The 25,085-nt window shown below is 72.4% G+C and carries 26 protein-coding genes and 1 pseudogene; 20 read left to right on the top strand and 7 right to left on the bottom strand.

Features of this window, described 5'->3' with window-relative positions:
• Nucleotides 1-44 precede the first annotated feature (44 nt).
• Nucleotides 45-686, top strand: a complete 642-nt coding sequence (locus AB0K10_RS30555; RefSeq protein ID WP_363689254.1) for an MOSC domain-containing protein — start codon at nt 45-47, stop codon at nt 684-686.
• A 245-nt stretch (nt 687-931) separates the two neighbouring features.
• Nucleotides 932-2,128 carry a low temperature requirement protein A gene (locus AB0K10_RS30550; RefSeq protein ID WP_363689252.1) on the top strand — a complete coding sequence of 399 codons (1,197 nt, stop codon included), beginning with the start codon at nt 932-934 and terminating at the stop codon, nt 2,126-2,128.
• 25 nt (nt 2,129-2,153) lie between these two features.
• Here the strand turns inward: AB0K10_RS30550 and AB0K10_RS30545 are convergent, their stop codons facing one another.
• From AB0K10_RS30545 to AB0K10_RS30535, 3 genes are all read right to left on the bottom strand, one after another.
• Nucleotides 2,154-3,356, bottom strand: coding sequence for a low temperature requirement protein A (locus AB0K10_RS30545; protein WP_363689250.1), 1,203 nt, complete (start codon nt 3,354-3,356; stop codon nt 2,154-2,156).
• A gap of 160 nt (nt 3,357-3,516) precedes the next feature.
• Nucleotides 3,517-4,419: a phytanoyl-CoA dioxygenase family protein gene (locus tag AB0K10_RS30540; protein WP_363689248.1), complete on the bottom strand. Its 903-nt coding sequence runs from the start codon at nt 4,417-4,419 to the stop codon at nt 3,517-3,519.
• 221 nt (nt 4,420-4,640) lie between these two features.
• Nucleotides 4,641-5,501, bottom strand: a complete 861-nt coding sequence (locus tag AB0K10_RS30535; protein ID WP_363689246.1) for a hypothetical protein — start codon at nt 5,499-5,501, stop codon at nt 4,641-4,643.
• A 267-nt stretch (nt 5,502-5,768) separates the two neighbouring features.
• On the opposite strand from AB0K10_RS30535, the gene AB0K10_RS30530 reads away from it, so the two are divergent.
• Nucleotides 5,769-6,533, top strand: a complete 765-nt coding sequence (locus AB0K10_RS30530; protein ID WP_363689244.1) for an SDR family NAD(P)-dependent oxidoreductase — start codon at nt 5,769-5,771, stop codon at nt 6,531-6,533.
• Nucleotides 6,534-6,589: 56 nt separating this feature from the next.
• On the opposite strand, the gene AB0K10_RS30525 is transcribed toward AB0K10_RS30530, so the two are convergent.
• Nucleotides 6,590-7,399, bottom strand: a complete 810-nt coding sequence (locus AB0K10_RS30525; protein ID WP_363689242.1) for an enoyl-CoA hydratase-related protein — start codon at nt 7,397-7,399, stop codon at nt 6,590-6,592.
• Between the two features lie 19 nt (nt 7,400-7,418).
• Between AB0K10_RS30525 and hemW the strand changes: the two genes are divergently transcribed.
• Nucleotides 7,419-8,642, top strand: a complete 1,224-nt coding sequence (gene hemW, locus AB0K10_RS30520; protein ID WP_363689366.1) for a radical SAM family heme chaperone HemW — start codon at nt 7,419-7,421, stop codon at nt 8,640-8,642.
• 66 nt (nt 8,643-8,708) lie between these two features.
• Here the strand turns inward: hemW and AB0K10_RS30515 are convergent, their stop codons facing one another.
• A complete protein-coding gene (locus AB0K10_RS30515) occupies nt 8,709-9,347 on the bottom strand; it encodes a DUF4870 domain-containing protein (RefSeq protein ID WP_363689240.1) in 639 nt (212 codons plus the stop codon).
• A gap of 224 nt (nt 9,348-9,571) precedes the next feature.
• On the opposite strand from AB0K10_RS30515, the gene hrcA reads away from it, so the two are divergent.
• From hrcA to AB0K10_RS30500, 3 genes are all read left to right on the top strand, one after another.
• On the top strand, nt 9,572-10,594 hold the full coding sequence (gene hrcA, locus AB0K10_RS30510) for a heat-inducible transcriptional repressor HrcA (protein ID WP_363689238.1): 1,023 nt from the start codon (nt 9,572-9,574) through the stop codon (nt 10,592-10,594).
• A gap of 73 nt (nt 10,595-10,667) precedes the next feature.
• Nucleotides 10,668-11,813, top strand: a complete 1,146-nt coding sequence (dnaJ, locus tag AB0K10_RS30505; RefSeq protein ID WP_172899204.1) for a molecular chaperone DnaJ — start codon at nt 10,668-10,670, stop codon at nt 11,811-11,813.
• 1 nt (nt 11,814) lies between these two features.
• Complete coding sequence (locus AB0K10_RS30500; protein ID WP_363689236.1) at nt 11,815-12,549, top strand: 16S rRNA (uracil(1498)-N(3))-methyltransferase; 735 nt, start codon at nt 11,815-11,817, stop codon at nt 12,547-12,549.
• Nucleotides 12,550-12,571: 22 nt separating this feature from the next.
• On the opposite strand, the gene AB0K10_RS30495 is transcribed toward AB0K10_RS30500, so the two are convergent.
• Complete coding sequence (locus AB0K10_RS30495) at nt 12,572-13,333, bottom strand: SDR family oxidoreductase (protein ID WP_363689234.1); 762 nt, start codon at nt 13,331-13,333, stop codon at nt 12,572-12,574.
• 46 nt (nt 13,334-13,379) lie between these two features.
• Between AB0K10_RS30495 and AB0K10_RS30490 the strand changes: the two genes are divergently transcribed.
• From AB0K10_RS30490 to AB0K10_RS30455, 8 genes and pseudogenes are all read left to right on the top strand, one after another.
• Nucleotides 13,380-13,739, top strand: a complete 360-nt coding sequence (locus AB0K10_RS30490) for a histidine triad nucleotide-binding protein (protein WP_007463963.1) — start codon at nt 13,380-13,382, stop codon at nt 13,737-13,739.
• Nucleotides 13,736-15,121 (top strand): serine hydrolase domain-containing protein, encoded by a 1,386-nt coding sequence (locus tag AB0K10_RS30485; RefSeq protein WP_363689232.1) that lies wholly within the window; start codon nt 13,736-13,738, stop codon nt 15,119-15,121. The genes AB0K10_RS30490 and AB0K10_RS30485 overlap by 4 nt, the downstream gene beginning before the upstream one ends.
• A gap of 131 nt (nt 15,122-15,252) precedes the next feature.
• A complete protein-coding gene (locus AB0K10_RS30480) occupies nt 15,253-16,311 on the top strand; it encodes a PhoH family protein (RefSeq protein WP_363689230.1) in 1,059 nt (352 codons plus the stop codon).
• A 16-nt stretch (nt 16,312-16,327) separates the two neighbouring features.
• Nucleotides 16,328-16,801 (top strand): rRNA maturation RNase YbeY, encoded by a 474-nt coding sequence (gene ybeY, locus AB0K10_RS30475; RefSeq protein ID WP_007463954.1) that lies wholly within the window; start codon nt 16,328-16,330, stop codon nt 16,799-16,801.
• The gene (locus AB0K10_RS30470; RefSeq protein WP_363689364.1) at nt 16,777-18,201 is read left to right on the top strand and encodes a hemolysin family protein; all 1,425 of its coding nucleotides are present in this window, start codon (nt 16,777-16,779) and stop codon (nt 18,199-18,201) included. The genes ybeY and AB0K10_RS30470 overlap by 25 nt, the downstream gene beginning before the upstream one ends.
• Nucleotides 18,194-18,580: a cytidine deaminase gene (locus AB0K10_RS30465; protein WP_363689228.1), complete on the top strand. Its 387-nt coding sequence runs from the start codon at nt 18,194-18,196 to the stop codon at nt 18,578-18,580. The genes AB0K10_RS30470 and AB0K10_RS30465 overlap by 8 nt, the downstream gene beginning before the upstream one ends.
• On the top strand, nt 18,577-19,482 hold the full coding sequence (gene era, locus AB0K10_RS30460; RefSeq protein ID WP_363689226.1) for a GTPase Era: 906 nt from the start codon (nt 18,577-18,579) through the stop codon (nt 19,480-19,482). Before AB0K10_RS30465 ends, era begins: the two co-directional genes overlap by 4 nt.
• A 151-nt stretch (nt 19,483-19,633) precedes the next feature.
• A pseudogene (locus tag AB0K10_RS30455) lies at nt 19,634-20,620 on the top strand (acyltransferase); the annotation flags it as partial.
• A 364-nt stretch (nt 20,621-20,984) separates the two neighbouring features.
• On the opposite strand, the gene AB0K10_RS30450 reads toward AB0K10_RS30455, so the two are convergent.
• Complete coding sequence (locus tag AB0K10_RS30450; RefSeq protein ID WP_363689224.1) at nt 20,985-21,791, bottom strand: DUF4097 family beta strand repeat-containing protein; 807 nt, start codon at nt 21,789-21,791, stop codon at nt 20,985-20,987.
• Between the two features lie 102 nt (nt 21,792-21,893).
• Here AB0K10_RS30450 and recO point away from each other — a divergent pair, with 102 nt between their 5' ends.
• The 5 genes from recO to AB0K10_RS30425 all read left to right on the top strand — a co-directional run bounded on the left by recO (nt 21,894) and on the right by AB0K10_RS30425 (nt 25,014).
• Nucleotides 21,894-22,769, top strand: coding sequence for a DNA repair protein RecO (gene recO, locus AB0K10_RS30445; protein ID WP_363689222.1), 876 nt, complete (start codon nt 21,894-21,896; stop codon nt 22,767-22,769).
• An 8-nt stretch (nt 22,770-22,777) separates the two neighbouring features.
• Nucleotides 22,778-23,578 (top strand): isoprenyl transferase, encoded by an 801-nt coding sequence (locus AB0K10_RS30440; RefSeq protein ID WP_363689362.1) that lies wholly within the window; start codon nt 22,778-22,780, stop codon nt 23,576-23,578.
• Between the two features lie 69 nt (nt 23,579-23,647).
• Nucleotides 23,648-23,833, top strand: coding sequence for a hypothetical protein (locus AB0K10_RS30435; protein ID WP_007463934.1), 186 nt, complete (start codon nt 23,648-23,650; stop codon nt 23,831-23,833).
• Nucleotides 23,834-24,055: 222 nt separating this feature from the next.
• On the top strand, nt 24,056-24,256 hold the full coding sequence (locus tag AB0K10_RS30430) for a thioredoxin reductase (RefSeq protein WP_363689220.1): 201 nt from the start codon (nt 24,056-24,058) through the stop codon (nt 24,254-24,256).
• Nucleotides 24,253-25,014 (top strand): pirin family protein, encoded by a 762-nt coding sequence (locus AB0K10_RS30425; RefSeq protein ID WP_363689218.1) that lies wholly within the window; start codon nt 24,253-24,255, stop codon nt 25,012-25,014. The genes AB0K10_RS30430 and AB0K10_RS30425 overlap by 4 nt, the downstream gene beginning before the upstream one ends.
• Nucleotides 25,015-25,085: the final 71 nt, after the last annotated feature.

The raw sequence follows: 25,085 nt of genomic DNA, 5'->3' as shown, positions 1-25,085 counted from the left end.
GTCAAGGTCAAGCCCGTACCGCGAATTCACCTAGGCTGTCGGTCATGACGGGCAGGGTGGCAGCGGTGAACATCGGCGTCGTGACCGAGGCGGCGTGGGCGGGCGACGCGAGCGGTCGCAGCGGCATCGACAAGCGACCGGTCGACGGGCCCGTGTCGGTGCTCACCGAGGGCCTGGCCGGTGACTTCGTCGGCGAGCGGGCAGTGCACGGCGGGCCGGATAAGGCCGTCTACGCGTACGCCGAGGAGGACGCCGCGTGGTGGTCGGCCGAGATCGGCCGGTCCATCCGCTCGGGCGGCTTCGGGGAGAACCTGACCACCTACGCCGTCGACCTGACCGGCGCGGTCATCGGCGAGCAGTGGGCGGTGGGCACGACGGTGCTCCAGGTGACGATGCCGCGTTACCCCTGCATGACGTTCGCGGGCTTCTGGGGAGTGCCCGACCTGATCCGGCGCTTCACCGTGCGGGCCAGCCCGGGGGCGTACCTGCGGGTGCTGCGCGAGGGTGAGGTGGGCGCCGGCGACCCGGTCGAGGTGGTGGACCGGCCCGCGCACGGGGTGACCATCGGCGAGGTGTTCCGGGCGACCAGCCTGGAGCCGGAGCTGCTGCCCCGCCTGCTCGACGCGGACGACCTGCCCGCGCCGATGCGCGAGAAGGTCCGCCGCCGCCTCTCCTCCCGCGGCTGACCGCGACCCCGCGACGACGGCACGCCTGACCGCGACCCCGCGACGACGGCACGCCTGACCGCGACCCCGCGACGACGGCACGCCTGACCGCCGCGCCGCGACGAACGCGGCTGACCGCGACGGCGTACGCCCGACGCGGCGACGCGCAGCCGGCGGCCGATAAGAACCGGATGACGGGACTGCCGGCAGGGAGTTGCCCGTATTGTCCCCACTGAGGGCAGGCGGTGGAGGCCGGGTGGGGCACGATGTCGATGGCAACGGACGGCGGCGCCACCGCAGCGGCGCCCACCGATCCGGACCTGGGGCGGCCGGCATTCCTGGAACTCTTCTTCGACCTCGTGTACGTCTTCGCGCTTGTCACCTTGGCGACCATGCTGGCCGAGGACCTGACGTGGACCGGCGTCGCCGAGGTGTTGGTGCTGCTGCTCGCGTTCACGATGATCTGGGCGCTGACCGTGTGGACGGCCGACACCATCGACCTGACCAGTCCATCCGGGCAGGGGCATCTCATCTCGGTGGCGGCGGCCAGCCTGCTGTTGGCCGCGGCGGCGGCCGACGCGTACGGCGAGCGCGCAATGCTCTTCGCGATCACCTTCGTGATCATCCCGCTCAGCACCACCGCCTACTACGCCGTCTTCGTCGCGAAGGGCCGGGCTCTGCCGCGTTCGACAATCCGGATCCAGACCTGGAAGGCCGTCGCTGGCGTGGGCTGGATCGCCGGAGCGCTCGTCGGCGGCTCGGGTCAGTTGCCGATCTGGGCGCTCGCGATCGTCGTCGAGTACGCCGCGGCGGTGTTCGGCTGGCCGCTGCCCCGGATCGGCCGCTCACGACCTCGGGACTGGCGGCTGGTCGACGCGCGGGTGGCCGAGCGCTACCGGCAGTTCGTCATCATCGCGCTCGGGGTGTCGATCTTCGTGACCGGAACGACCTTCAGCAGGGGCGAGTACACCCTGGAGCGCGTCTGGGCCCTGCTCGTGGTGTTCAGCACTGTGGTGCTGATGTGGCGGATCTACATCTACCGCGCCGGTGAGCTGCTGACCGACGCGATCGCCCGGTCAACCGACCCGGCGCTGCTCACCCAGTCCGCCGCCGTCACCCACCTGATCATGGTGGCCGGGATCGCCGGCGCGGCGGTCACCAGCCACCTCGTGGTGGGTCGCCCGTCGGGCGAGACCCCGCCGTCGTGGGCCGCGGTCATCCTCGGCGGTCCGGCGCTGTACCTGCTCGGTCGGGGGGTCCTCGACTTCACCGTGTTCGGACGGATCTCGCGGTCCCGGCTGGCCGGCGTGGTGCTGCTCGCGTGCCTGGCACCGGTCACGCCCCTGCTGCCGCCGGTCCTGGTCGCGCTGCTCGCCATGACCGTGCTGGCCCTGATCGCCGTGGCGAACCTGGTCAGCACCCGACGACACGCCCGTACGCCGGCACCGCCGATGCTCGGGTGAGACTCCGTGCTGGCACGGTGGCCCCTCAGCGGGCCGGCGCGGTGGCCTCGACCCGTCCGCGACGGGCGGCCAGCCCCTCCCCGACCAGGGTGAGCAGCAGTACCAGGTTCGCCACCACCAGGACGGTAAGCGGCGGCAGCCGGAACACGCCGGGTGCCACCAGCGCGCACAGCAGCACGACCGCGAGCACCGCGATCGCCAGCACCCGCGACCAGAGGATCCGGGCCGTCACCACGGCATCGAAGAGCACGCTGCCGACCAGGAACAGCACGGGCCCGCCGAGGATGGTGGCCATCAGCCCCACCGGCGTGTTACCGGACGGCCGAACGATGACCATCGAGGTGCCGGTCGAGATCACCACCACCCCGGCCACCATCACCAGATGGGTGTACGAGGTGGACGTGCCGGAGCGGACCCGCTCCACAGTCGTGACGCTCGGTGGGGCCAGGATCCGCTGGACGCGCTGGAAGTAGAGCTGGAACAGCAGGACCGCGCTGGCGAACGCGACCGCGCTGGCGGTCACCTGCCCGGCCGTGAACCCGCTGCCGGCCAACCTCGTGCCGGTGCTGAGGATCAACTCGCCGAGCGCGACGATGAAGATCGCCCGGTGGCGCTCGGAGAGGTGCACCCCGGTGAAGATCTGGCTGGCGAGCTCGGTCCGCCCCAGCCCCGGCGTCGGCCAGCCGATCCGTGCCGAGCCGAGGTCGACCGCCACGGCGAGCGACCAGAGCACCAGACGAGCCGTGTCGTCCACGAACACCCCGGCCACCCAGGGCGTCGCGGTGATGCCGAACCAGAAGAAGACCCGGACGCTGCGGGCCTGGATCGGACGGTTCACCCGGGTGCCAGGGATCAGGACGGCGTCACGGACCAGGTGGATGCCGAAGTACGCGGCGACGAAGAGCCACCCGTACCGGCCGAAGGCGTACGGTGTCGCGATCGCCATCAGCAGGGTGCCGAGCATGACCAGCAGGACGGTCGCCTGGATGATCGGCAGTCGGGGGTCGAACAGGTCGGTGAGCCATGCGGTGAGCACCCAGACCCACCAGGCGGCCAGCAGCAGGACGGCAGTCTGCGCCGCACTCCGGACGGTGAGGTCCTCGCCCAGGCTGGCAGCGAGCCGGGAGAGCAGGAAGATGTAGACCAGGTCGAAGAAGAATTCCAGGAAGGTCGGGTATTCCGGCTCGCCGCGTCGGCGGAGGATCCGGGGGAGCGGAGCGGACGTCATCGCGGCTGCCTCCGGTGCCACCCCGCGCCCCGGGCGGGCGCTGCGCCCCGGGCCTGCCTACCGTCACGCTACCGACCGTGCGGCGCCGGGTGGCCCGGAAGCGGATACGAGAACGGCCCCCTGCCGTCGTTGGCAGGGAGCCGTTCTCAGCCGCGGGTGATCAGCGCAGCCAGGGAACGCTGCGGTCCAGCAGACCGCGCTCCTTGAGCTCCTTGCGCAGCGGGATCTCGTCGTCGACGTACCCGTCCCAGTTGATGCCCCAGTAGTTGGCGGTGTGGGTGCCCTCACCGATCAGCTGGCGCTGCACGGGCGTGCGGTTGCGGTACCACTCGCCGTCCAGGTCCGGGTGCAGCTCGTCGAGCGGGCGGATCCACCGGTAGGTGTAGCCGACGAAGAGCATCTTGCGGGTGATTGTCGACAGGTTCGTCGAGCGGGAGTGCCACTGCCGACGGTCGAAGATGAACGCGTCGCCCGGGTTCGCGGTGATCTCCACCGTGCCCTCCGGGTCGGGGTTCTGCACGGTGAGGTCCGCCGGCCGGGGCAGCGAGTTCTTCAGGTGGCTGCCCGGGATGACCTTGGTGGCGCCACGGCCGGTCTCCGACAGGTCGGAGAGCACGTACGCGACCTTGAGCGAGAACATCGGCCGGGGCAGGTTCGGGTCCATCGTCTCCGGGTCGGAGTTCTGGCGGTACCCGTCCTGGTGCCAGCCCCAGTACGGCTTCTCCGGCTCGAGAGCCGGCGGGGTGACGTCCAGGTGGTTGTGGTGGGTGTAGATGTTCCAGCCGGCCAGCCCCCACATGTACGGGAAGGCGATCGGGTGGGTGAGCAGCTCGCCGAAGAGCTCGTCGCGCTCCAGGAAGCCCAGCAGGTGCAGCGTGCCGTCCTTCTTGGTGTTGCCCTTGGCCTGCTCCTCCGCGTAGACGCGGTCGACCGCCGCCTCCAGCGCCGCCCGGTGGTCCTCCGTCAGGACGTTGCGCAGCAGGAGGAAACCCTGCTCGTGAAACTCCTTGCGGTCAGTGTCGCTGATCGGTTCGTAGCCGGTCCGGTCGCCGTAATCGAACACCGCGTCGTACCCCTCCCCATGAGGTGAAACCATTTCTGGCACAGGCCGCCGATCGTAACGCGACTGTCCAGGCATCGGGGAGGGCGTGCGGCGCGGGCGGACCCGGGTCAGACCTTGTGCAGCGGTACTGCTGCGGACAGTGACATCCCTGTGATGAATTAGGCGGTATGCGGCGCGGTGCCCGATTGTGCGGTGACTGCCGGTTGAGAGATCCGGGTCGCTCAGCCCTCGGCGAAGACCTCGGCCACCACCTGGCCCGCAGGGCCCCGCTCGCCGGTGACCCGGCCCCAGGTGCCGCTGCGGGCGGTCCACTCCAGGTCGCCGAAGCGGACCCGCTTCACCCCGTGGTCCTGGGCGTGCGAGACCAGCCAGTGCGCGTACCGCCAGCCGTCGCGCTTGTCGTCCGCCGTCACCGCCAGCCCGGTCTGGCTGGCCGGGTCGGCGCTCGACACGCCCCAGTCCAGTACCAGGTTGCGGGTCAGCTGGGCGGCCGCCGCCGCGCCGTGCATCACAGGGGTACGCCCCACCGTGCACGCCACCGCGCCGGTGACGTCGCCGAGCAGGGCCTTGGTGAGCACCTCGGAGTCGTCGGCCCACTTCTGGTACGCCTCGGGGAACGCCGAGCGCTGCACCCGCTGGGCGGCGTCGGTGACCCGCATCTTCTCCCAGCCGCGCACCTTCTTGAGCGCCTTGTAGAACCGGTTAGCCGCGTAACGGGGGTCGCGGATCTGCGCGGGCGTACCCCAGCCCTGACTCGGGCGCTGCTGGAACAGGCCGACCGAGTCCCGGTCCCCGTCGGGGAGATTGCGCAGCCCCGACTCCTGGTACGCGGTGGCCAGCGCGATCACCACGGCCCGCTCCGGCATCCCGCGCTGGGCGCCGATCGCCGCGATGGTCGCCGCGTTGGCCATCTGCTCGACGTCCAGCGCGACCCGGCCGTCGGCCTGGACCGTGCAGGTGCGACCCGCCAGCGGCAGGCGCAGTTCATTCCCGACCTGCCGGACGACGAGCCAGATCGCGATCACGGCGACGAGGATGAGCACCACTCCACCCGCCACGGCTGCCCGAGTTCGCACCCACACCCCCTGAACGACAGTTCGACAAGCGTACGTCCCCGTTGGCGTCGTCCGGGTCGTCCGAGCGGTTCGGGGTCCGCGCTGCCGGCGCGTACCGATCGGGACGTTCCCGCTCCGGCGGCGAACTCACCTGCCGCGTCGGTCGGACTCCGGCCTGTCTACCAGGTCACGGACCCCTGGCGCCGGGAAGCGATCGACCGGTCGGGGACTTGAGCGATTGACACGTCAATTGCGGGGCCGGAAACGGACCCTGACCAGGCAAGGAGAAGTTCGATGGGCATGCTGGACGGCAAGGTCGTACTCATCACCGGCACCGGCGGCGGTCTGGGCCGCGTCGCGGCGCTCACCTTCGCCCGCGAGGGCGCGAAGGTCGTCGGAGCCGACATCCAGATCGACGGCAACAACGAGACGATCGACCTCGTCCGGGCGGCCGGCGGGGAGATGACGAGCATCGCGCCTGTCGACCTGACCGACCCGGAACAGGCCCGCAAGCTCGTCGAGGACGCCGCGACCGTCTACGGCGGGCTCGACGTGGTCTACAACAACGCCGCCGCGCTGCGCTTCGGCCCGATGCCTGACTTCTCGGTCGAGGACTGGCGCTACACCATCACCGGTGAACTCGACATTCCCTACTTCGTGTCGAAGTTCGCCTGGCCGCACCTGGTCCGGCGCGGTGGCGGCGTCATCATCAACGCCGCCTCGATGGCCGGCATGATCGCGGGCCAGGTGCCCCCGATGGTGGGCCACACCGCGGCGAACGCCGGCGTCATCGGTCTGACGCGGCAGCTCGCGCTCGAAGGCGCCCCCCACGGCATCCGCGCGGTGGCCGTCAGCCCCGGCCCGATCCTCACTCCGGCCAGTGAACGGGACCTCGGCGACAACCAGGCGGCCCGGGACGCCATCACGGCCAAGACGCTCCTCAAGCGCTTCGCCCGCCCGGAGGAGGTCGCCGAGCTGGTGGTCTTCCTCGCGTCCGACCGGGCGTCGTACATCACCGGGGCGAACTACCCCGTCGACGGCGGCGCGACCGCCTGGTGACCCGACCGGACACCGGGGCGCCGCCGACCAGCGACGGCGCCCCGGCGGCTCCGGTCCTACCCGGCATGATCACCGTGATCCGCGTCCAGAGCGGCCACCCATCGAGCCAATCGCTTCTCCCGGAACGCGGTGACCCCCTCGCGCCCCTCGTCGGAGAGGAAGTAGCCGGTGGAGAGGGCGGACAGCCGGGCCAGGTCACCTCGCAACTCGGCGGCGCCCGGCCGGCGCAGCAACTCCTTCGCGCCGGCCAGCGCGCCGGGCGCGCCGCGCACCAGCGAGTCGCAGTAGCGGCGTACCGCGTCGTCCAGCCCGTCCGCCGGCACGCTCGCGGTGACCAGGCCGATCTCGGCGGCCCGTCGGCCGTCGAAGGTGTCTCCGGTCAGATACAGCTCGGCGGCGGCACGCGGGTGCAGGCGGGGCAGCACGGTCGCCGAGATCACCGCCGGGATCACCCCGATCCGTACCTCGGTGAACGCGAACGTCGCCTCGTCGGCGCAGACCGCCAGGTCGGCGGCCGCGATCAGGCCCAGCCCGCCGGCCCGCGCCGGGCCGGCGACCCGCGCGAGCACCGGCTTCGGGCACTCCCAGAGCGCCGCGAGGACGTCGCCCAGCATCCCGGCCGGCACCGTTCCGCTGGCGTACGCCGCAGCGGTCTCCTTCAGGTCCGCGCCCGAGCAGAAGACCGGGCCGGTGTGGCCCAGCACGATCATCCGGACCGCGTCGTCGGCCACCGCGTCGGCCAGCCCGGCCAGCAACTGGGTCATCAGGGCTGTGGAGAGGGCGTTGCGGTTGTGCGGGCTGTCCAGGGTGAGGGTGGTCACCCCACGGGCCGTGGCGACCCGCACGAGGGCGTCGGGAGAGGTCATGCCGGGCACACTAGTGGCCATGCCCGGCGTCCTTCCAGATGGTGAGACCGTCCCCGTCGACGGTTCGCTGCCCGCCACCGCCACCTCGGCGGTCGGCGCGCGCGGCTTCGGCGTGTACGTCCACGTGCCGTTCTGCGCCAGCCGCTGCGGCTACTGCGACTTCAACACGTACACGGCCGCCGAGCTGGGTGGGGGCGCCAGCCGCGAGGCGTACGCCGACACCGTGCTGGCCGAGCTGGCGCTCGCCGCCCAGGTGCTCGGCGACAACCCGCCGCCCCGGGTCGACACGGTCTTCGTCGGCGGCGGCACCCCCACCCTGCTCCCCGCCGACGATCTGGCCCGCATCCTCGACGGCATCGACCGCACCTGGGGGCTGGCCGCCGACGCCGAGGTGACCACCGAGGCCAACCCGGAGTCGGTCACCCCGGAATCGTTGACGCGGCTGCGGGCCGCCGGCTACACCCGGATCTCGCTGGGCATGCAGTCCGCCTCCCCGGGGGTGCTGGCGATCCTGGACCGCAAACACAGCGCCGGTCGGGCCACCGCCGCAGCCCTGGAGGCACGCGACGCCGGGTTCGAGCACGTCAACCTGGACCTGATCTACGGCACGCCGGGGGAGCGGGCCGAGGACTTCGCCGCCACGCTGGAGCAGGTCGTCGCCGCCGGGGTGGACCACGTCAGCGCGTACGCCCTGATCGTCGAGGACGGCACGCGGCTCGCCGCCCGGATGCGGCGCGGCGAGCTGGCGTACCCCAGTGACGACGTCGCCGCGGACCGCTACCTGGCCGCGGAGGCCGCCCTCGACGCGGCCGGCCTGTCCTGGTACGAGGTGTCCAACTGGGCGCGCACCGACGCGGCCCGGTGCCGACACAACCTGCTCTACTGGACCGGCGCGGACTGGTGGGGGCTCGGCCCGGGGGCGCACAGCCACGTCGGCGGGGTGCGCTGGTGGAACGTGAAGCACCCCACGACGTACGCCCAGCGGCTGGCCGCCGGCGCGTCACCCGGCCTGGCCCGCGAGGTGCTCAGCGTCGACGAGGCGCACATGGAGGACGTGATGCTCCGGCTGCGGCTCGCCAGCGGGCTGCCGCTGGCGGTGCTCGACGCGGCCGGCCGGGCCGGCGCCGAACGGGCACTCGCCGACGGCCTGCTGACGCCCGGGGACTACGCCGCCGGTCGGGCGGTGCTCACCCTGCGCGGCCGGCTGCTCGCCGATGCGGTCGTCCGCGACCTGCTGCCCTGACCCCGCGCGCCGCTACGGCCGGAGGTGGCGGTGTGCCGGACCGGCCGGGGGAGCGGCCGGCCCGGATCACTTGACGAGGTTGGCCGAGAGCGGGTAGCGGTAGAGGCTGCCCTCGTTGGCCTTGATGCCGGCGATGATGCCGAACACGGCACCGAGGATGATGGCCGCCCCGACGCCGATGAAGCCGATCAGGATGCACGAGAGCACCCAGCCGACCAGGCCGACGATCGACCAGATGAGCTGGAAGTTCAGCGCGGCGACGGCGTGCGACCGAACCGTCGGGGACTGGTTGCCCCGGGCCAGCAGCGCCACCAGCGGAGCGATCCAGCCGAGCACGCCCCCACTGATGATCATCCCGGCCGCGCCGCCGAAGTGCGCGACGAGCGCCCAGGTCTTGTCCTCGTTGTTGGCGTAGCCGCCGCCGGGGCCGCCGAAGGCGCCGCCGGTCGGATAGCCGCCACCCGGGCCGCCCGGGGGGTAACCGCCCGGCGGGGGATAGCCACCCGGCGGAGGGTAGCCGCCCGACGGCGGTTGGTCACCGGTGGGCGGCGGATAGCCACCAGCCGGGGGATAGCCGCCCGGGCCGGGTGCCCCGGACAGTGGTGCGGTGGGCGGCTCGGCCGCGGAGGACGAGCCCGGGGGAGTCGGCTCCGGCGGGTAACTGCCGGGGTCTCCCGCGCCGGGAGGGCGAGGTGGTTCAGTCATGACTGTCACGGTAGGTGCCCGCGGCAAGGTCGCACCAGAGCGACACCGGCCGGCCACGCGGGCCGATCGGCCGGATGAGGTGGCGCGGGCCGCAGCTGCGGCCTGTCGTTGATCATCGCGTCGGCGGGGGCGCCGACGTAGACTGGCACTCGCTACAGTCGAGTGCCAGGGCGGCCGTCGGCCCCGATGGGCCGTCGGCCGACGTGCGACAGGAGGTGCGGAGGATGGGTCTGGACGACCGCAAGCTCGCCGTGCTCCGCGCCATCGTCGAGGACTACGTCTCCACCCAGGAGCCGGTCGGCAGCAAGGCGCTGGTCGAGCGGCACCAGCTCGGTGTCTCCCCGGCGACGGTCCGCAACGACATGGCCGTGCTGGAGGAGGAGGGCTACATCCGGCAGCCGCACACAAGTGCCGGCCGGGTGCCCACCGACCGTGGCTATCGGCTCTTCGTCGACCGGTTGTCCCGGGTCAAGCCGCTCAGCCCTGCCGAACGCCGGGCCATCGAGCGCTTCCTCGTCGGCGCGGTCGACCTCGACGACGTGGTGCACCGCACCGTACGCCTGCTCGCCCAGCTCACCCGGCAGGTGGCAGTCGTGCAGTACCCGTCGCTGGCCCGCTCCTCGGTGCGGCACCTGGAGCTGGTGCCGATCTCCACCACCCGGCTGATGCTCGTCATGATCGCCGACACCGGGCGGGTCGAGCAGCGGCTGGTCGAGCTGCCCGGGCCGGTGCCCGCCGACGACGTCACCGACCTGCGCCGACTGATCAACGAGAAGCTCGCCGGCGCCCGACTGTCCGACACTCCGCCGCTGGTGCAGGCGCTTGTCGAGGAGGTGCCGCCCAAGCTGCGTCCGACGATGACCACCCTCGCCACGGTCCTGCTGGAGACGCTCGTCGAACGGCACGAGGAGCGCATCGCCCTGGCCGGCACCGCCAACCTCACCCGGGGTGGCCTGCTCGACTTCCAGGGCTCGCTGCGGCCCATCCTGGAGGCTCTGGAGGAGGAGGTCGTGCTGCTCAAGCTCATCGGCGAGACCGAGCCCAGCACGACCCGGGTGCTGATCGGCGACGAGAACGAGTTCGACAACCTGCGCGCCGCCTCGGTGGTCAGCACCGGGTACGGCCCGGGGGCCACCATCGTGGGCGGCCTCGGCGTGTTGGGGCCCACCCGCATGGACTACCCCGGCAATATCGCCACGGTGCGCGCCGTGGCACGCTACGTGGGCGAGCTGCTGGCCCAGAACTGACCAGTCAGGGCCGACGGCCGGCTGCGGCCGCCGGTCGGCGTAACGCGAGACGAACATGAGGACACGGAACGCAGTGGCCAGGGACTACTACGGCATCCTCGGTGTCAGCCGGGAAGCCTCCGATGACGAGATCAAGCGCGCCTACCGCAAGCTGGCACGCCAGTTCCACCCGGATGTCAATCCGGATCCGGAGGCCCAGGAGAAGTTCAAGGACATCAACGCCGCGTACGAGGTTCTCTCGGACGACCGGAAGCGGCAGATCGTCGACCTGGGTGGCGACCCGCTCGCTCCGGGTGGCGGCGGCGCGGGCGGTCCGGGTGGCCCGGGCGGGGCCGGCCCGTTCGTCGGTTTCCAGGACATCATGGACGCGTTCTTCGGCGGCGCGGCGGGCGGCGCCCGTGGGCCGCGTCCGCGTACCCGCCCGGGCGCCGACGCGATCCTGCGACTCGAACTCGACCTGCACGAGACCGCGTTCGGGGTCGAGGCACCGATCACCGTCGACACCGCGGTGCTCTGCACCACCTGCTCCGGCGCCGGCACGGCCGCCGGCACGCACCTCGCCACCTGCGAGGCGTGCGGCGGGCGGGGCGAGGTGCAGTCGGTGCAGCGCACCTTCCTCGGTCAGGTGGTCTCCGCCCGGCCGTGCACCGTCTGCCAGGGCTACGGCACCACCATCCCGCACCCCTGCCCCACCTGCGCGGGCGATGGCCGGGTGCGCACCCGCCGCTCGCTCACCGTCAAGATCCCGGCCGGTGTCGAGGACGGCATGCGGATCCGGCTGGCCCAGCAGGGCGAGGTCGGCCCGGGCGGCGGCACCGCCGGCGACCTCTACGTGGAGATCCACGAGCGGCCGCACGACGTCTACTCCCGCAAGGGCGACGACCTGCACTGCCGCGTCACCGTGCCGATGACTGCCGCCGCGCTGGGCACCCGACTCACCATCAAGACGCTGGACAGCGAGGAGACCGTCGACGTCAAGGCCGGCACCCAGCCGGCCAGCACGCTGCGTCTGCGCGCCCGTGGTGTGCCGCACCTGCGCGGCACCGGCCGAGGCGACCTCTACGTGCACCTCGACGTCCGGACCCCCACCAAGCTCGACCCCGACCAGGAGAAGATGCTGCGCGACTTCGCCAAGACCCGTGGTGAGGAGGTCGCCGAGTTGACCAAGCAGGGCGGCTTCTTCTCCCGGATGCGCGACGCGTTCAACGGCCACGCCTGACGTGTCCGCGCCGCTCTTCCTGGTCGACGCGCTGCCCACCGGCGACGCGCTGACCCTCGACGGCCCCGAGGGGCACCACGCCGCCACCGTGCAGCGACTGCGCGTCGGCGAGGAGCTGCTGCTCGCCGACGGGCGGGGTGGCACGGCCGCCGCCGTGGTCACCGCCGTCGGCAAGGGCAGCCTGGAGGTCACCGTCACCTCCCGGGGGTACGCGGACGCGCCCGTACCCCGGATCGTCGCCGTGCAGGGCATCGCCAAGGGTGATCGGGGCGAGCTGGCCGTGCAGGCGATGACCGAGGTCGGAGTGGACGAGATCGTGCCCTGGGCGGCGTCGCGCTCGGTGGCCCAGTGGCGCGGCGACCGGGGCGTACGGGCCCGGGAGAAGTGGGTCGCCACCGCCCGGGAGGCCGCCAAGCAGGCCCGCCGGCCCTGGCTGCCGGTGGTGGCCGGTGCGCCGGACGAGTCCACCGCCACGGTCGCCCGCCGCATCGCCGGCGCCGCCGCCGCGTTCGTCCTGCACGAGGAGGCCGAGGAGCGGCTGACCACCGCCGAGCTGCCGTCCACCGGTGAGATCGTCCTGGTCGTCGGCCCGGAGGGCGGCATCGCCCCGGCCGAGCTGACCGCGTTCCAGGAGGCCGGAGGCCGGCCGGTGCGACTCGGGCCGGCCGTGCTGCGTACCTCGACGGCCGGCGTCGCGGCGCTCGCCGTGCTCGCCACCCGTCTGGGCCGCTGGTAGTCGATCCTGTCGGAGCGGTCGGTCAGCTGCGCAGGTAGGAGGCGCCGTTGAGGTCGACGATGGTGCCGGAGGCCCACTCCGCCTGCGGCGACGCCAACCAGTGCACGGCGGCCGCGATCTCCTCCGGCCGGGCCACCCGGTCGAACGGGCTCTGCGCCCGGATGGCCGCGCCGCGCTCGCCGCTCAGGTGCTCGGTCGTCATGTCGGTAGCCACGAAGCCCGGCGCGACGGTGGCCACTGTGATGCCGTACGGCGCGAGCGCCACGGCGAGGGACTGGCCCAGCGCGTTCAGCCCCGCCTTGCTGGCCCCGTACGCCGGCTGGTCCGGCTCACCCCGGAACGCGCCCCGGGACGACACGTTGACGATCCGGCCGCCACGCTCGCGCAGGTGCTGGGCAGCGCACCAGATGACGTTGCCGGCCCCGGTCAGGTTGGTCTCCACCACCTGACGCCAGCGCCGCTGCCACTGCTCGTACGAGGTGCCGAACACCGGGTGCGGGTCGTCCCGGTCGCCGTACACCCCGGCGTTGTTGACAAGCACGTCCAACCCGCCGAGCAGTTCGGCGGCCCGGTCGACCATGGCCCGGACGGCGTCCGGGTCGGTGAGGTCGGCGCGGACCACCACGTGCCCCGAGCCGGGCAGCCGCGCCCGTAGCTCCTCGGCCGCGTCGGCGGAGTCGCGGTGGTGGATGGCCACCCGGTCGCCGCCGGCGGCGAACGCCTCCACCACGGCGCGGCCGATGCCGCGCGAGGAACCGGTCACCAGTACCGCCCGATCCGTCATGCCGGCCATCCTGCCCGAGCCGGTCGCGCTTACCTACACTGCCCCGATGGGATCCGACTGCCTGTTCTGCCGCATCGTCGCCGGGGAGATCCCGGCCACCGTGGTCCGGGAGACCGCCACCACGCTCGCCTTCCGCGACATCGACCCGAAGGCCCCGGTGCACGTCCTGGTCATTCCGAAGGAGCACTACGCCGACGTCGCCACGCTCGCCGAGGGCGACCCGGCGCTGGCCGGTGCGGTGCTCGCCACGGCCGCCGCCGTGGCCGAGGACGAGGGGCTGCTCGGCGACGGGTTCCGGCTGATGTTCAACACCGGGGCGTACGGCGGGCAGGAGGTGTTCCACGCCCACGCGCACCTGCTCGGTGGCGCGCCGCTCGGCCCGATGCTCGCCCGGGACCTGGCGTGACGACCGGTACGGACGCGTACGACCGGTTGGGTCGGCTGGTCCGCCGGGTGCAGGCCGACGCGCGCGTGCCGGGGGTGTCGGCGGCGCTGCATCGCGCCGACCGGCCGCTGTGGACCTGCACCGTCGGGGGCAGCGGCACCGACAGCCCGTTGGGGCCGGGCACCCAGTTCCGGATCGGCTCGGTCACCAAGACCTTCACGGCGGTGCTCACCCTGCAGTGCCGCGACGACGGGTTGCTGGACCTGGACGACCCGGTGGGCCGGCACCTGGACCTTCCCGCGCACGGCGAGCTGACCGTGCGCCGGCTGCTGTCGCACACCGGTGGCCTGCAACGCGAGCCGTACGGTGACGTCTGGGACACCCTGCGCGCACCGGACACCGAGCGGTTGGTGGGCGAGCTGGACCGTGCCGAGCGGGTGCTGCCGTCGGGCCGGCGTTTCCACTACTCCAACCTGGGCCTGGCAGTGCTCGGCCTGCTGGTCGGCCGGCTGCGCGGCGGGAGCTGGGCGGAGGTGCTCGCCGAGCGGGTGCTGACGCCTCTGGGGCTTACCGACACCACTGTGACGCCCCGGCCCTCGGCGGCCACCGGCTACCTGGTCGACGCGTACTCCGACGAGGCGCACCCGGAGCCGCCCACCGACTTCGGCGCGGTCGGCCCGGCCGCCCAGCTCTGGAGCACCGCTACCGACATGGCCCGCTGGGCGGCGTTCCTCGCCGACCCGGCGGCTCTCGACCCGGCCGGCGCGGTCCTCGCCCCGGGCACCCTGGACGAGATGCGCTGGCCGCTGACCACGACAGACGAGACGCTCTGGGGCGCCGGCTTCGGGCTCGGCCTGATCCTCGTCCCGCAGGGCGAACGGGTGGTGCACGTGGGGCACGACGGCGCGATGCCGGGTTTCCTGGCCGGCGTGTACGGCCGCCGGGGCGGCGACGGCACGGCCGGCGCGATGGGCGCCGCGGTGCTCGGCTCGTCCGGTACGGCGGCCGAGCTGTTCGAGCTGCCGCACCGGCTGCTCACCGAGGCGGTCGAACACGACCCCGCCGACATCGAGCCGTGGGCGCCCGGCGCGCCCGCCCCGGCGGCCCTGCGGGGGATGCTCGGCCGCTGGTGGGGCGAGGGTTCCGAATACGTCTTCTCCTGGCACGAGGGTGCTCTTCAGGCGCGCGGGGTCGGGGACCCGGCGGGCCGCCCGCCGGCGGTCTTCGCGCCGCTGCCGGACCGGCCGGACGTGTTCCGGACGGTCTCCGGCCGGGAGGTCGGCGAGCTGCTGCGGTTGACCCGGGACGAGTCTCGGACGGTGGTCCGGATGCACTGGGCGACCTACCGGTTCACCCGCCACCAGGAGACCTTCGACAGGTACGACTTCCGGGCCGGGAGTTGATCGCGGCCAGCGGAAATGGGCGCGATGCGGCCCGCGTTGACCCGATACGATGGGTGTAACGTCCGCACGCCGTGCCAGCAGGGCCGGCGCCGAGATCGAGAGCAGGTGCGCAGGGCCCTTCGGCCCGACCTATGACCGGCACCCCACCTCCCGGCCCGCCCCGGGTGCAGACCAGGATCACCGTGCCCGACCCCAAGATCATGGTCAATCTGCTCGGCGCGGGCGACGAGATCCTCCGACTCGTCGAACGCTCGGTCGCCAGTGACGTGCACGTCCGGGGCAACGAGATCACGATCACCGGCGCCCCCGCCGACAACGCCCTCGCCGAGCGGGTCTTCAGTGAGCTGCTCGAACTCATCGAGAAAGGCGAGACCCTGACCAGTGACGCCGTCCGGCGTACCGTCGGCATGCTCGAGCAGGGCAGCGCCGAGCGGCCCGCCGAGGTCCTGACCCTCGACATCCTCTCCCGTCGCGGACGCACCATCCGCCCCAAGACACTCGGGCAGAAGCGGTACGTCGACGCGATCGACTCACACACCATCGTCTTCGGCATCGGCCCGGCCGGCACCGGCAAGACCTACCTGGCGATGGCGAAGGCCGTCCAGGCGTTGCAGGCCAAGCAGGTCAACCGCATCATCCTGACCCGGCCGGCGGTCGAGGCGGGGGAGCGGCTGGGCTTCCTGCCCGGCACCCTCAACGAGAAGATCGACCCGTACCTGCGCCCGCTCTACGACGCGCTGCACGACATGCTCGACCCGGAGTCCATCCCGAAGCTGATGGCCGCCGGGACGATCGAGGTCGCGCCACTGGCGTACATGCGGGGTCGCACCCTGAACGACGCGTTCATCATCCTGGACGAGGCGCAGAACACGACGCCCGAGCAGATGAAGATGTTCCTCACCCGGCTCGGCTTCAATTCCAAGATCGTGGTGACGGGTGACATCACCCAGGTGGACCTTCCCGGCGGGACGAGCAGCGGCCTGCGGGTGGTCCGGGAGATCCTGGAGAACGTCGACGACGTGCACTTCTCCCAGTTGTCCAGCTCCGACGTGGTGCGCCACCGGCTGGTCGGGGAGATCGTCGACGCGTACGCCCGCTGGGACGCCGAGCGGGAGAACCAGCAGGCGCAGGGCGTCCATGCCGTGCCCGGGCGACCCGCCCAGGGCGGCCGGGCCGGCCGCCGCCGCTAAAGCAGAGGAAAGCAAGTTGTCCATCGAGATCGCCAACGAGTCCGGTGTCGAGGTCGACACCGACGCCGTGCTCGCCGTCGCCCGGCACGCCCTCGACGAGATGGGGGTCAACCCCCTCGCCGAGCTGTCCGTGCTGCTTGTCGACATCGACTACATGACCGAGCTGAACCACCGCTGGATGGGCGGGGACGGCCCGACCGACGTGCTCGCCTTCCCGATGGACGAGGGAAGCGTCGACCACGGCCCGGGCGAGAGTGCCCCCGCCGGCGGCGAGCCAGCCCTGCTCGGTGACATCGTGCTCTGCCCCGAGGTCGCGGCCAAGCAGGCGGCGACCGCGGGGCACGCCTCGGCCGACGAGCTGCACCTGCTCACCGTGCACGGGGTGCTGCACCTGCTCGGCTACGACCACGCCGAGCCGGAGGAGGAGCGCGAGATGTTCGCTCTGCAGGCTCGACTGCTGGCGAGCTGGCGGTCGACCCGCACCCAGTGATGTCCACTCCTCCGTTACTCGCGGTCGGCCCCACGGCCGGCCTTCCCGACCTGCAACTGATCGTCTTCGCGGCGGGCCTGGTGGTGCTGGCCGGTGTGATCGCCATGACCGAGGCGGCGCTCGCCGCGGTCTCGCCGGCCCGGGCCGCCGAGCTGGCCCGTGACGGCGTACGCGGCGCGCGGACCCTCCAGGTCGTGGCCTCGGACGTCGTCCGGCACCTCAATCTGCTGCTGTTGCTGCGGCTGCTCGCCGAGCTGACCGCCACCACGCTCGTGGCGTTGGTCGCGGTGGACAGCTTCGGCGCCGGCTGGCGTGCCGCGCTTGTCACCGCAGGCGCGATGACAGTGGTCAGCTTCGTGGTGGTCGGTGTCGCGCCGCGCACCATCGGCCGGCAGCACGCGTACGCGGTGGGCCGGGCGGTCGCGCCGCTGGTCCGCTGGCTGGGCCGCGCGCTCAACCCCCTCGCGTCGCTGCTCATCCTGATCGGCAACGCGGTCACCCCGGGGCGCGGCTTCCGGGAGGGGCCGTTCGCCAGTCAGGTGGAGCTGCGCGAGCTGGTGGACCTGGCCGAGCAGCGCGGCGTCGTGGAGCACGGCGAGCGTCAGATGATCCACTCGGTCTTCGCGCTCGGCGACACCATCGCCCGTGAGGTGATGGTCCCGCGTACCGAGATGGTGTGGATCGAGGAGGGCAAGACCCTCGCGCAGGCGTTGGTGCTGTTCCTGCGGTCGGGTTTCTCGCGCATCCCGGTGATCGGGGAGAGCGTCGACGACGTGCTCGGTGTGCTCTACCTGAAGGACCTGATCCGCCGGTCGCGGGGCGGCGACCCGGACGCCGAGCAGTTGCCGGTGGCCGAGCTGATGCGCCCGGCCACCTTCGTGCCGGAGTCCAAGCCTGTCGACGATCTGCTGTCGGAGATGCAGGCGGCCCGCAACCACCTGGTCATCGTTGTCGACGAGTACGGCGGCACCGGCGGTCTGGTCACCATCGAGGACATCCTGGAGGAGATCGTCGGTGAGATCACCGACGAGTACGATGTCGAACGCCCGCCTGTCGAACGCCTCGCGGACTCCTCGGTGCGGGTGACCGCCCGCCTGCCGGTGGAGAACCTGGGCGAGATGTTCGGCGCCGACCTGCCCACCGACGAGGTGGAGACGGTCGGTGGCCTGCTCGCCCAGTCGCTGGGGCGGGTGCCGATCCCCGGAGCGCAGGCCGAGGTGGCCGGCCTCCGGCTGGTCGCCGAGGGCACCACGGGCCGGCGCAACCGGATAGACACCGTCCTGGTCAGCAGGGTGGAGTCGGGCGACGAGCAGGACAGCACCGGGCGCGGCGACCATGCCGGCCCCGGGGACGACCCGGATCATTATCGAGACGAGGAGAGGCAAGCCGCCGATGCCTGAGACACCCGCCGCGCCCGCCGCCCAGCCCACCCCCACCGCGCCGGCACCGCTGAGCGCCGAGGACGGCAAGCTCGTCGTCCTGGCCCGGGGCGCCCGCGGGCGGGTCGGTGCCGTGGAGGGCGCCGCGGTTCGGGACTCGGACGGCCGGACGTACGCGGCGGCCAGCGTCGCGCTGCCCTCGCTGACCCTCACGGCTCTGCAGTTGGCGGTGGCCTCGGCCGTGGCCGCCGGGGCGGGCCGGCTGGAGGCGGCGGCGGTGGTGACCGAGGCGTCGACGCTTGACGGCGCCGGGCACGCCGCCGTACGCGACCTCGCCGTGGACGCGCCGATCCACCTGGCCGCGCCGGACGGCACCGTGCTCGGCACGGTGACCCAGTGAGCCCCGTCCGGGATCCGGAGCCGCGTCCGTACCGGGCCGGGTTCGGCTGTTTCGTGGGCCGTCCCAACGCCGGCAAGTCCACGCTTACCAACGCCATCGTCGGCACCAAGATCGCGATCACCTCGAACAAGCCGCAGACAACCCGGCACGTCATCCGGGCGGTGCTGCACCGTCCGGAGTCGCAGCTGGTCCTGGTGGACACGCCGGGTCTGCATCGTCCCCGTACGCTGCTCGGTGAGCGCCTCAACGACCTGGTCCGCTCCACCTGGACCGAGGTCGACGTGATCGGCCTGTGCATCCCGGCGGACGAGCCGGTGGGGCGCGGCGACCGGTTCATCACCGGCGAGCTGGCCGAGCTGAAGGCGACAGTGCTGGCGGTGGTCACCAAGACCGACCTGGTGGACAAGCGCCGGCTGGCCGAGCAGTTGCTCGCGGTGAGCCAGCTGGGGGAGTTCGCCGAGATCGTGCCGGTGAGCGCGGTCTCCGGGCACCAGGTGGACACGCTCGTCGACGTGATGACCAAGTACCTGCCGCCGTCGCCGCAGCTCTACCCGGACGACATGCTCACCGACGACCCGGAGCAGGTGATGGTCGCGGAGCTGATCCGGGAGGCGGCCCTGGAGGGTGTCCGCGACGAGCTGCCGCACTCCATCGCCGTGGTGGTGGAGGAGATGATCCCCGAGGGTCAGGTCATCAAGATCTACGCCGACCTGTACGTGGAGCGGCCCAGCCAGAAGGCCATCGTTCTCGGTCACAAGGCGAGCCGGCTCAAGGAGGTCGGCACGAACGCCCGCCGGCAGATCGAGGAGCTGTTGGGCAGCCGGGTCTATCTCGACCTGCACGTACGGGTCGCAAAGGACTGGCAGCGCGACCCGAGGCAGTTGCGCAAGCTGGGCTTCTGAAACGTCGCCGGCCGGCCCGGGTCGCCGGTCGGTCCGATCGTCGGCGAGCGTGGGCAGCTTCACGATCGGCCGGGGTCGGCGTCGTTTGGCGCGCGGGCCGCGGAGGGTAGGGGAAAGAACACCCCCGCGTCCCCGATCCAGATGCAGGCTGATGCGCAACAGATACCTCGATCTGCTCCGTTTCCTGGCCATCGTCCGGGTGGTCGTCTATCACGTCACCGGCTGGGCGACCCTCACGCTCGTCTTCCCGGCCATGTCGGTGATGTTCGCGCTGGCCGGCTCGTTGATGGCCGCCTCGCTCGCCCGCTCCGGCCCGGTGGCGGTCGGCCGCCGGTTGCGCCGCCTGCTGCCGTCACTGTGGGTGCTGACGGCCGTCTTCGTGCCGGCCATGCTGCTCACCGGGCTGTCGCTGTCGCCCCGGGTGCTGCTGTGGCTGTTTCCGATCGCCGATCCGCCGGCGAACAACTGGGGTGCGGTGGGACTGAGCACCATCTGGTACCTGCGCGACTACCTGTGGTTCGTGCTCGCCTCGCCGGTCGCGCTCTGGCTGTTCCGGCGGGCGCCGCTGCCCACCCTGCTCGCCCCGTACGTGGTGCTGGTGACGATCGAGGTGGGGATCTACCCTGCGCCGCCGGTGGTGCGCGAGTTCGGGCTGTACTTCGGCGCGTGGTTGCTCGGTTTCGCCCACCACGCCGGGATGCTGCGCCGACTCGCCGGTCGGGTGCTGTACCCGCTGTCGCTGGCCCTCGCGGTCGCCGGCGGGGCCTGGATCGTCACCCATCCCGGCCCGCGCGGGTACGACCTCAACGAGAACCACCTCGGCAACGCGCTGTGGTCGGCCGCGTTCATCCTGGTCGTGCTGGGTCGGGCGCCGGCGGGGGTGGCCTGGCTGGAGCGCAGCCGGCTGGCCGACCGGGTGGTGACAGTGGTCAACCGGCGGGCGCTCACCATCTATCTCTGGCACATGCCGTTCGTGGTGGCGCTGACTCCGCTCGTCGACGTGGTCGGATGGTCGCGCCAGGACCCGGTGGGGCTGGCCGTCCGGGTGCTGCTGGTCTTCGCGCTGGTCGGTCTGGTCACCCTTGTCGTCGGCTGGGTCGAGGACGTCGCCGCCCGTCGCCGCCCGGAGCTGATCCCCGCCGGCTCGGCGACCCCGACCAGCCGCCCGCTGGGCCCCGACCCGAGCCCTGCGGGATGGTCCGGTCCGCCGCTGGGCCCCGACCCGAGCCCTGCGGGATGGTCCGGTCCGCCGCTGGGCCCCGACCCGAGCCCTGCGGGATGGTCCGGCCCGGCGAGCCGTCCCGACGGGTGCCTGGTCGGCCGGTCCGGCCCACCGAGCCGTCCCGACGGGTGCCCGGTCGGCCGGTCCGGCCCACCGAGCCGTCCCGACGGGAGCCCGGCGGGACGGTCAGGCGCTGGCGGGACGAGGACGGGCGACCGTACCGGCGCAGCGGGTGTCCGGTGCGGCAACGACCGTTGAGATCACCGCAGGCTGATCGACATCAACGTTGGCTGATCGACACGTCGCCGCTGCCGGCCGAGCCGTCGAGCACCAGGGACGCGGCCGGGTCGTCGGCGACGGTGATCCGGGCGTCGCCGGAGCCGGTGCTGGAGCGGACCCGGTAGCTGCCGGCCGGCACCACCAACGAGACGTCCCCACTGGAGGCGTGCAGACGTGCCGAGGCGGCCGTCTCCAGCTCGACTGTGACGTTGCCGGAACCGGCCTCCGCGTCCGTCGTGCCGCCCACCCGCCGAGCGGTGATGTCGCCGGAGCCGGCGCGCAGTCGCACTGCCGAACGGGCCTCGTTCAGCTCGATGTTGCCCGAGCCGGTCTCCACGTCGATCGCCCCGGCGACGTCGCTGATCCGCACGTCGCCCGAGCCCAGCCGCAGCTTCACCGCGCCGGTCTTGGTCAGCTCGACGTTACCCGAGCCGCTCTCGCCCTGCACGGTCACGCCCTCTCCAACTGTCACCTCGTACGAGACGCTGCACCGGTTGCCGCAGTCGGTGTCCAGCACCAGCTCGCTGTCCTTGATCTCGTACCGGGTCTTGGGTTCGCCGCCCTGGTAGCGCACCACCCGCTTGATCCGTGCCTCGCCTGCCGTGCCGGTACCGCGGACGATCACGTCCCCGGAGCCCCCCTGCACACGGATGGTGGTGATCTTCACCGCCTCGGTGTTGTCGTAGTCGAGCCGGCGGAAGGACAGGTTGTCGCACCCGGCGAGCAGGATGAGGGCGGTGGTCAGCCCCAACGCGACGGGCGCGGCGGCGCGGCGACGACGGACGGCGGTGGTCTGGTGCAGTGCCATGGCGAGCACGCTACGGCCGGTGACGAGCGGTGCGCATCGGGGTTCGTCCGCGCATCCACCCCGAGCCGACCCTGATTTCACACCCCGAGGGAGAATGGTCCGATGGCCGGGTACCGCCGACAGCTCTACCGCGACGACGCGGTGGTGCTGCGTGTGCAGAAGCTCGGCGAGTCCGACCGGATCATCACGCTGCTCACCCGCCGGCACGGCCGGCTGCGGGCGGTCGCCCGGGGGGTCCGGCGCACCATGAGCAAGTTCGGCGCCCGGCTGGAGCCGTTCGGTCACGTGGACCTCCAGCTCGCCGGTGACCCGAAGGGCAACCTCGGCAGCTCGCTGCACACCGTCAGCCAGGTCGAGGGCATCGAGCTGTACGGCAAGCGGTTCCTCGGGGACTATCCCCGCTACACGGCGGCCAGCGCGATCGCCGAGACGGCCGAGCGGCTGACGCCTGTCGAGCGGGAGCCGTCGCTGCGGCTGTTCCAGCTCACCGTGGGGGCGCTGAAGGCGCTGTCCCGGGGCGAGCACGCGACGACGCTGGTGCTCGACGCGTACCTGCTGCGCGGGATGGCCCTCGCGGGCTGGGCGCCGGCGCTTGTCGCCTGCGCGGTCTGCGGCACCCCCGGGCGGCACCGTGCGTTCTCCGTGCCGGCCGGCGGCGCGGTCTGCCCGGACTGCCGGCCACCCGGCGCGGCCCACCCCGCGCCGGCGACCATCGACCTGATGTCCGCGTTGACCACCGGTGACTGGGTGGTCGCCGACGCGACCGAGGCCGGTGTACGCCGGGAGTGCAGTGGCCTGGTCGCGGCGCACCTCCAGTGGCATCTGGAACGCGCGCTACGCTCGCTGCCGCTGGTCGACCGGGGTCCCTCGGTCGCCGGCACGGTCTCGCCGCCGGGCGGCGGTGGGGCTGCGATGCTCCGGCCACGCGGTGACGTCGAGGCCGGTGCGGACGGCACGAGCAGGGAGAGACCCGAGTGATCCGATCGATGAGGCCCGGCCGGCGCGAGCCGACGCCACCGACGCCGCACCCGTCCGGTGCCCGGCCGCCGGCGCTGCCGAGCGAGGCGGTGCCGAAGCACGTGGCGGTCGTGATGGACGGCAACGGCCGGTGGGCCAAGGACCGCGGGCTGCCCCGCACCAAGGGCCACGAGGCGGGGGAGCACAGTCTCTTCGACACCATCGAGGGCGCCATCGAGATGGGCATCCCCTACCTGTCGGCGTACGCGTTCTCCACCGAGAACTGGCGGCGCTCGCCGGACGAGGTCCGGTTCCTGATGGGGTTCAACAGGGACGTGATCCGTCGACGCCGCGACCAGTTGGTCGACCTCGGGGTCCGGGTGGTCTGGTCCGGGCGGCCGGGGCGGCTGTGGAAGAGCGTCATCTCCGAGTTGCAGACCGCCGAGGAGATGTCCCGGGGCAACTCGACGCTGACCCTGCAGTTCTGCGTGAACTACGGCGGGCAGGCCGAGATCGGCGACGCGGCCGCGGCGATCGCCCGGGACGTGGCGGCCGGTCGACTGGACCCGTCGAAGGTGACCGAGAAGACCGTCGCGAAGTACCTCTACCACCCGGAGATCCCGGAGGTGGACCTGTTCCTGCGGCCCTCCGGCGAGGAGCGGATCTCCAACTTCCTGCTCTGGCAGACCGCGTACGCCGAGCTGGTCTTCCTGGACACGCTCTGGCCGGACTTCGACCGCCGCCACCTGTGGTACGCGTGCGAGCTGTACGCCCAGCGGGACCGGCGCTTCGGCGGCGCGCTGCCCAACCCGGTGGCCCCGACGGCCTGAGCGAGGCTTACCGACACGTCACGCTGGGTATCAGGAACGTCAGACAGCCACTGACGGAGGTGAACCCACATGATCCAGAAGCGCATTGCCCAGTGGGCGGTGATGGCCGTCGCGGTGCCGCTGGCCGCGGCCGGCGCCCGCCGGCTCAGCCACACCCTGGAGGCCCGGCGTGGTCCCTCCGGGGCGACCCGGCTGCTGACCAGGGGCGCGGATCTGATCCGCCCGCAGAAGGCCAAGCGCCGCCGGTTCTGGTAGGTCCCGACTCTTCGGCGCCGCCCGCACGAACGCGGGCGGCGCCTTCTCGTTCCCGCACACCCCCGTGGGGCGCGTCGGTGGGCGTGGCGGTGCCGCTCGGGCGGTTGGCCCGGGATGTGCGACTGTTCGCAGGTGGTGCGGGATGGGGGCGGGTAGGGTCCGGAGGTGGCGGGATGATGGCGGTTTGGGGTGGATATGCGGGATCTCCGATACAAGATGATCATGGCGTTGAACGCGGCCGATCTGGGTGACCCGATCTGCGAGCAGGTGGCCGAGATCTGCGCCGAGATAGCCGAGCAGCACTGTGCGGAGTTCGGTCACACTCCACAGCTGCGTACCGGTGAGATCGCCGAGCTGGCCACCGGCGAGCCGGCCCTGGCCTGGGCGCCGACGACCCCCGACGCCGGGCAGCGTGCCTGGTGACCGCACCCGCGCCGTCGGTCGACCTGCGTCGCGCCGACGACCGGTTCGCCACCCGCATCTCCTGGTTGGACTCCAAGCACTCCTTCTCGTTCTCCCGGCACTACGACCCGGCCAACACCCATCACGGGCTGCTGCTTGTCAACAACGACGACGTGGTCCGGCCGGGCGCCGGCTTCGAGACCCACCCGCACGAGGACATGGAGATCGTCACCTGGGTGCTGCGCGGCTCGCTCGTGCACCAGGACTCCACAGGCCACTCCGGAGTGATCTACCCGGGCCTGGCGCAGCGGATGAGCGCCGGCACCGGCATCCTGCACTCGGAGAAGAACGATGCCTGGCGGCTCAACAACCAGGAGCCGCACAGTGATCCGGTGCACTTCGTGCAGATGTGGGTGCTCCCCGACGAGCAGGGCGTCGACCCCGGCTACGAGCAGTTGGAGATCGAGGACGAGTTGCTGCGCGGCGGCCTGGTGCCGATCGCCTCCGGGATGGACCGCTACGACGGCGCGTCCGCGATCCGGATCCGCAACCGGTACGCGACCCTGCACGCCGCCCGACTCGGCCCCGGCGACGAGGTCACCCTCCCGGACGCGCCCTTCGTGCACCTGTACGTCCCGGACGGCACGGTGACCCTGGAGGACAGCGGCCCCCTCGGCACCGGCGACGCCGCCCGGCTCACCATGACCGGCGGCCGGCGGGTGACCGCCGACGAGCCGGCCGAGATCCTCGTCTGGGAGATGCACGCCACCGTCGCCTGACCGGTGCCCCCGACGCCTCCCGTCGGGCCCATGATCACGCTCGAACACAGATGTAGGGGCCTCCCGTTGTC

The organism is Micromonospora sp. NPDC049274 (assembly GCF_040678875.1).
Classification (GTDB): domain Bacteria; phylum Actinomycetota; class Actinomycetes; order Mycobacteriales; family Micromonosporaceae; genus Micromonospora.
Note: the sequence above shows the minus strand (reverse complement) of the source record. Positions and strands in the feature narration are given on the sequence as shown.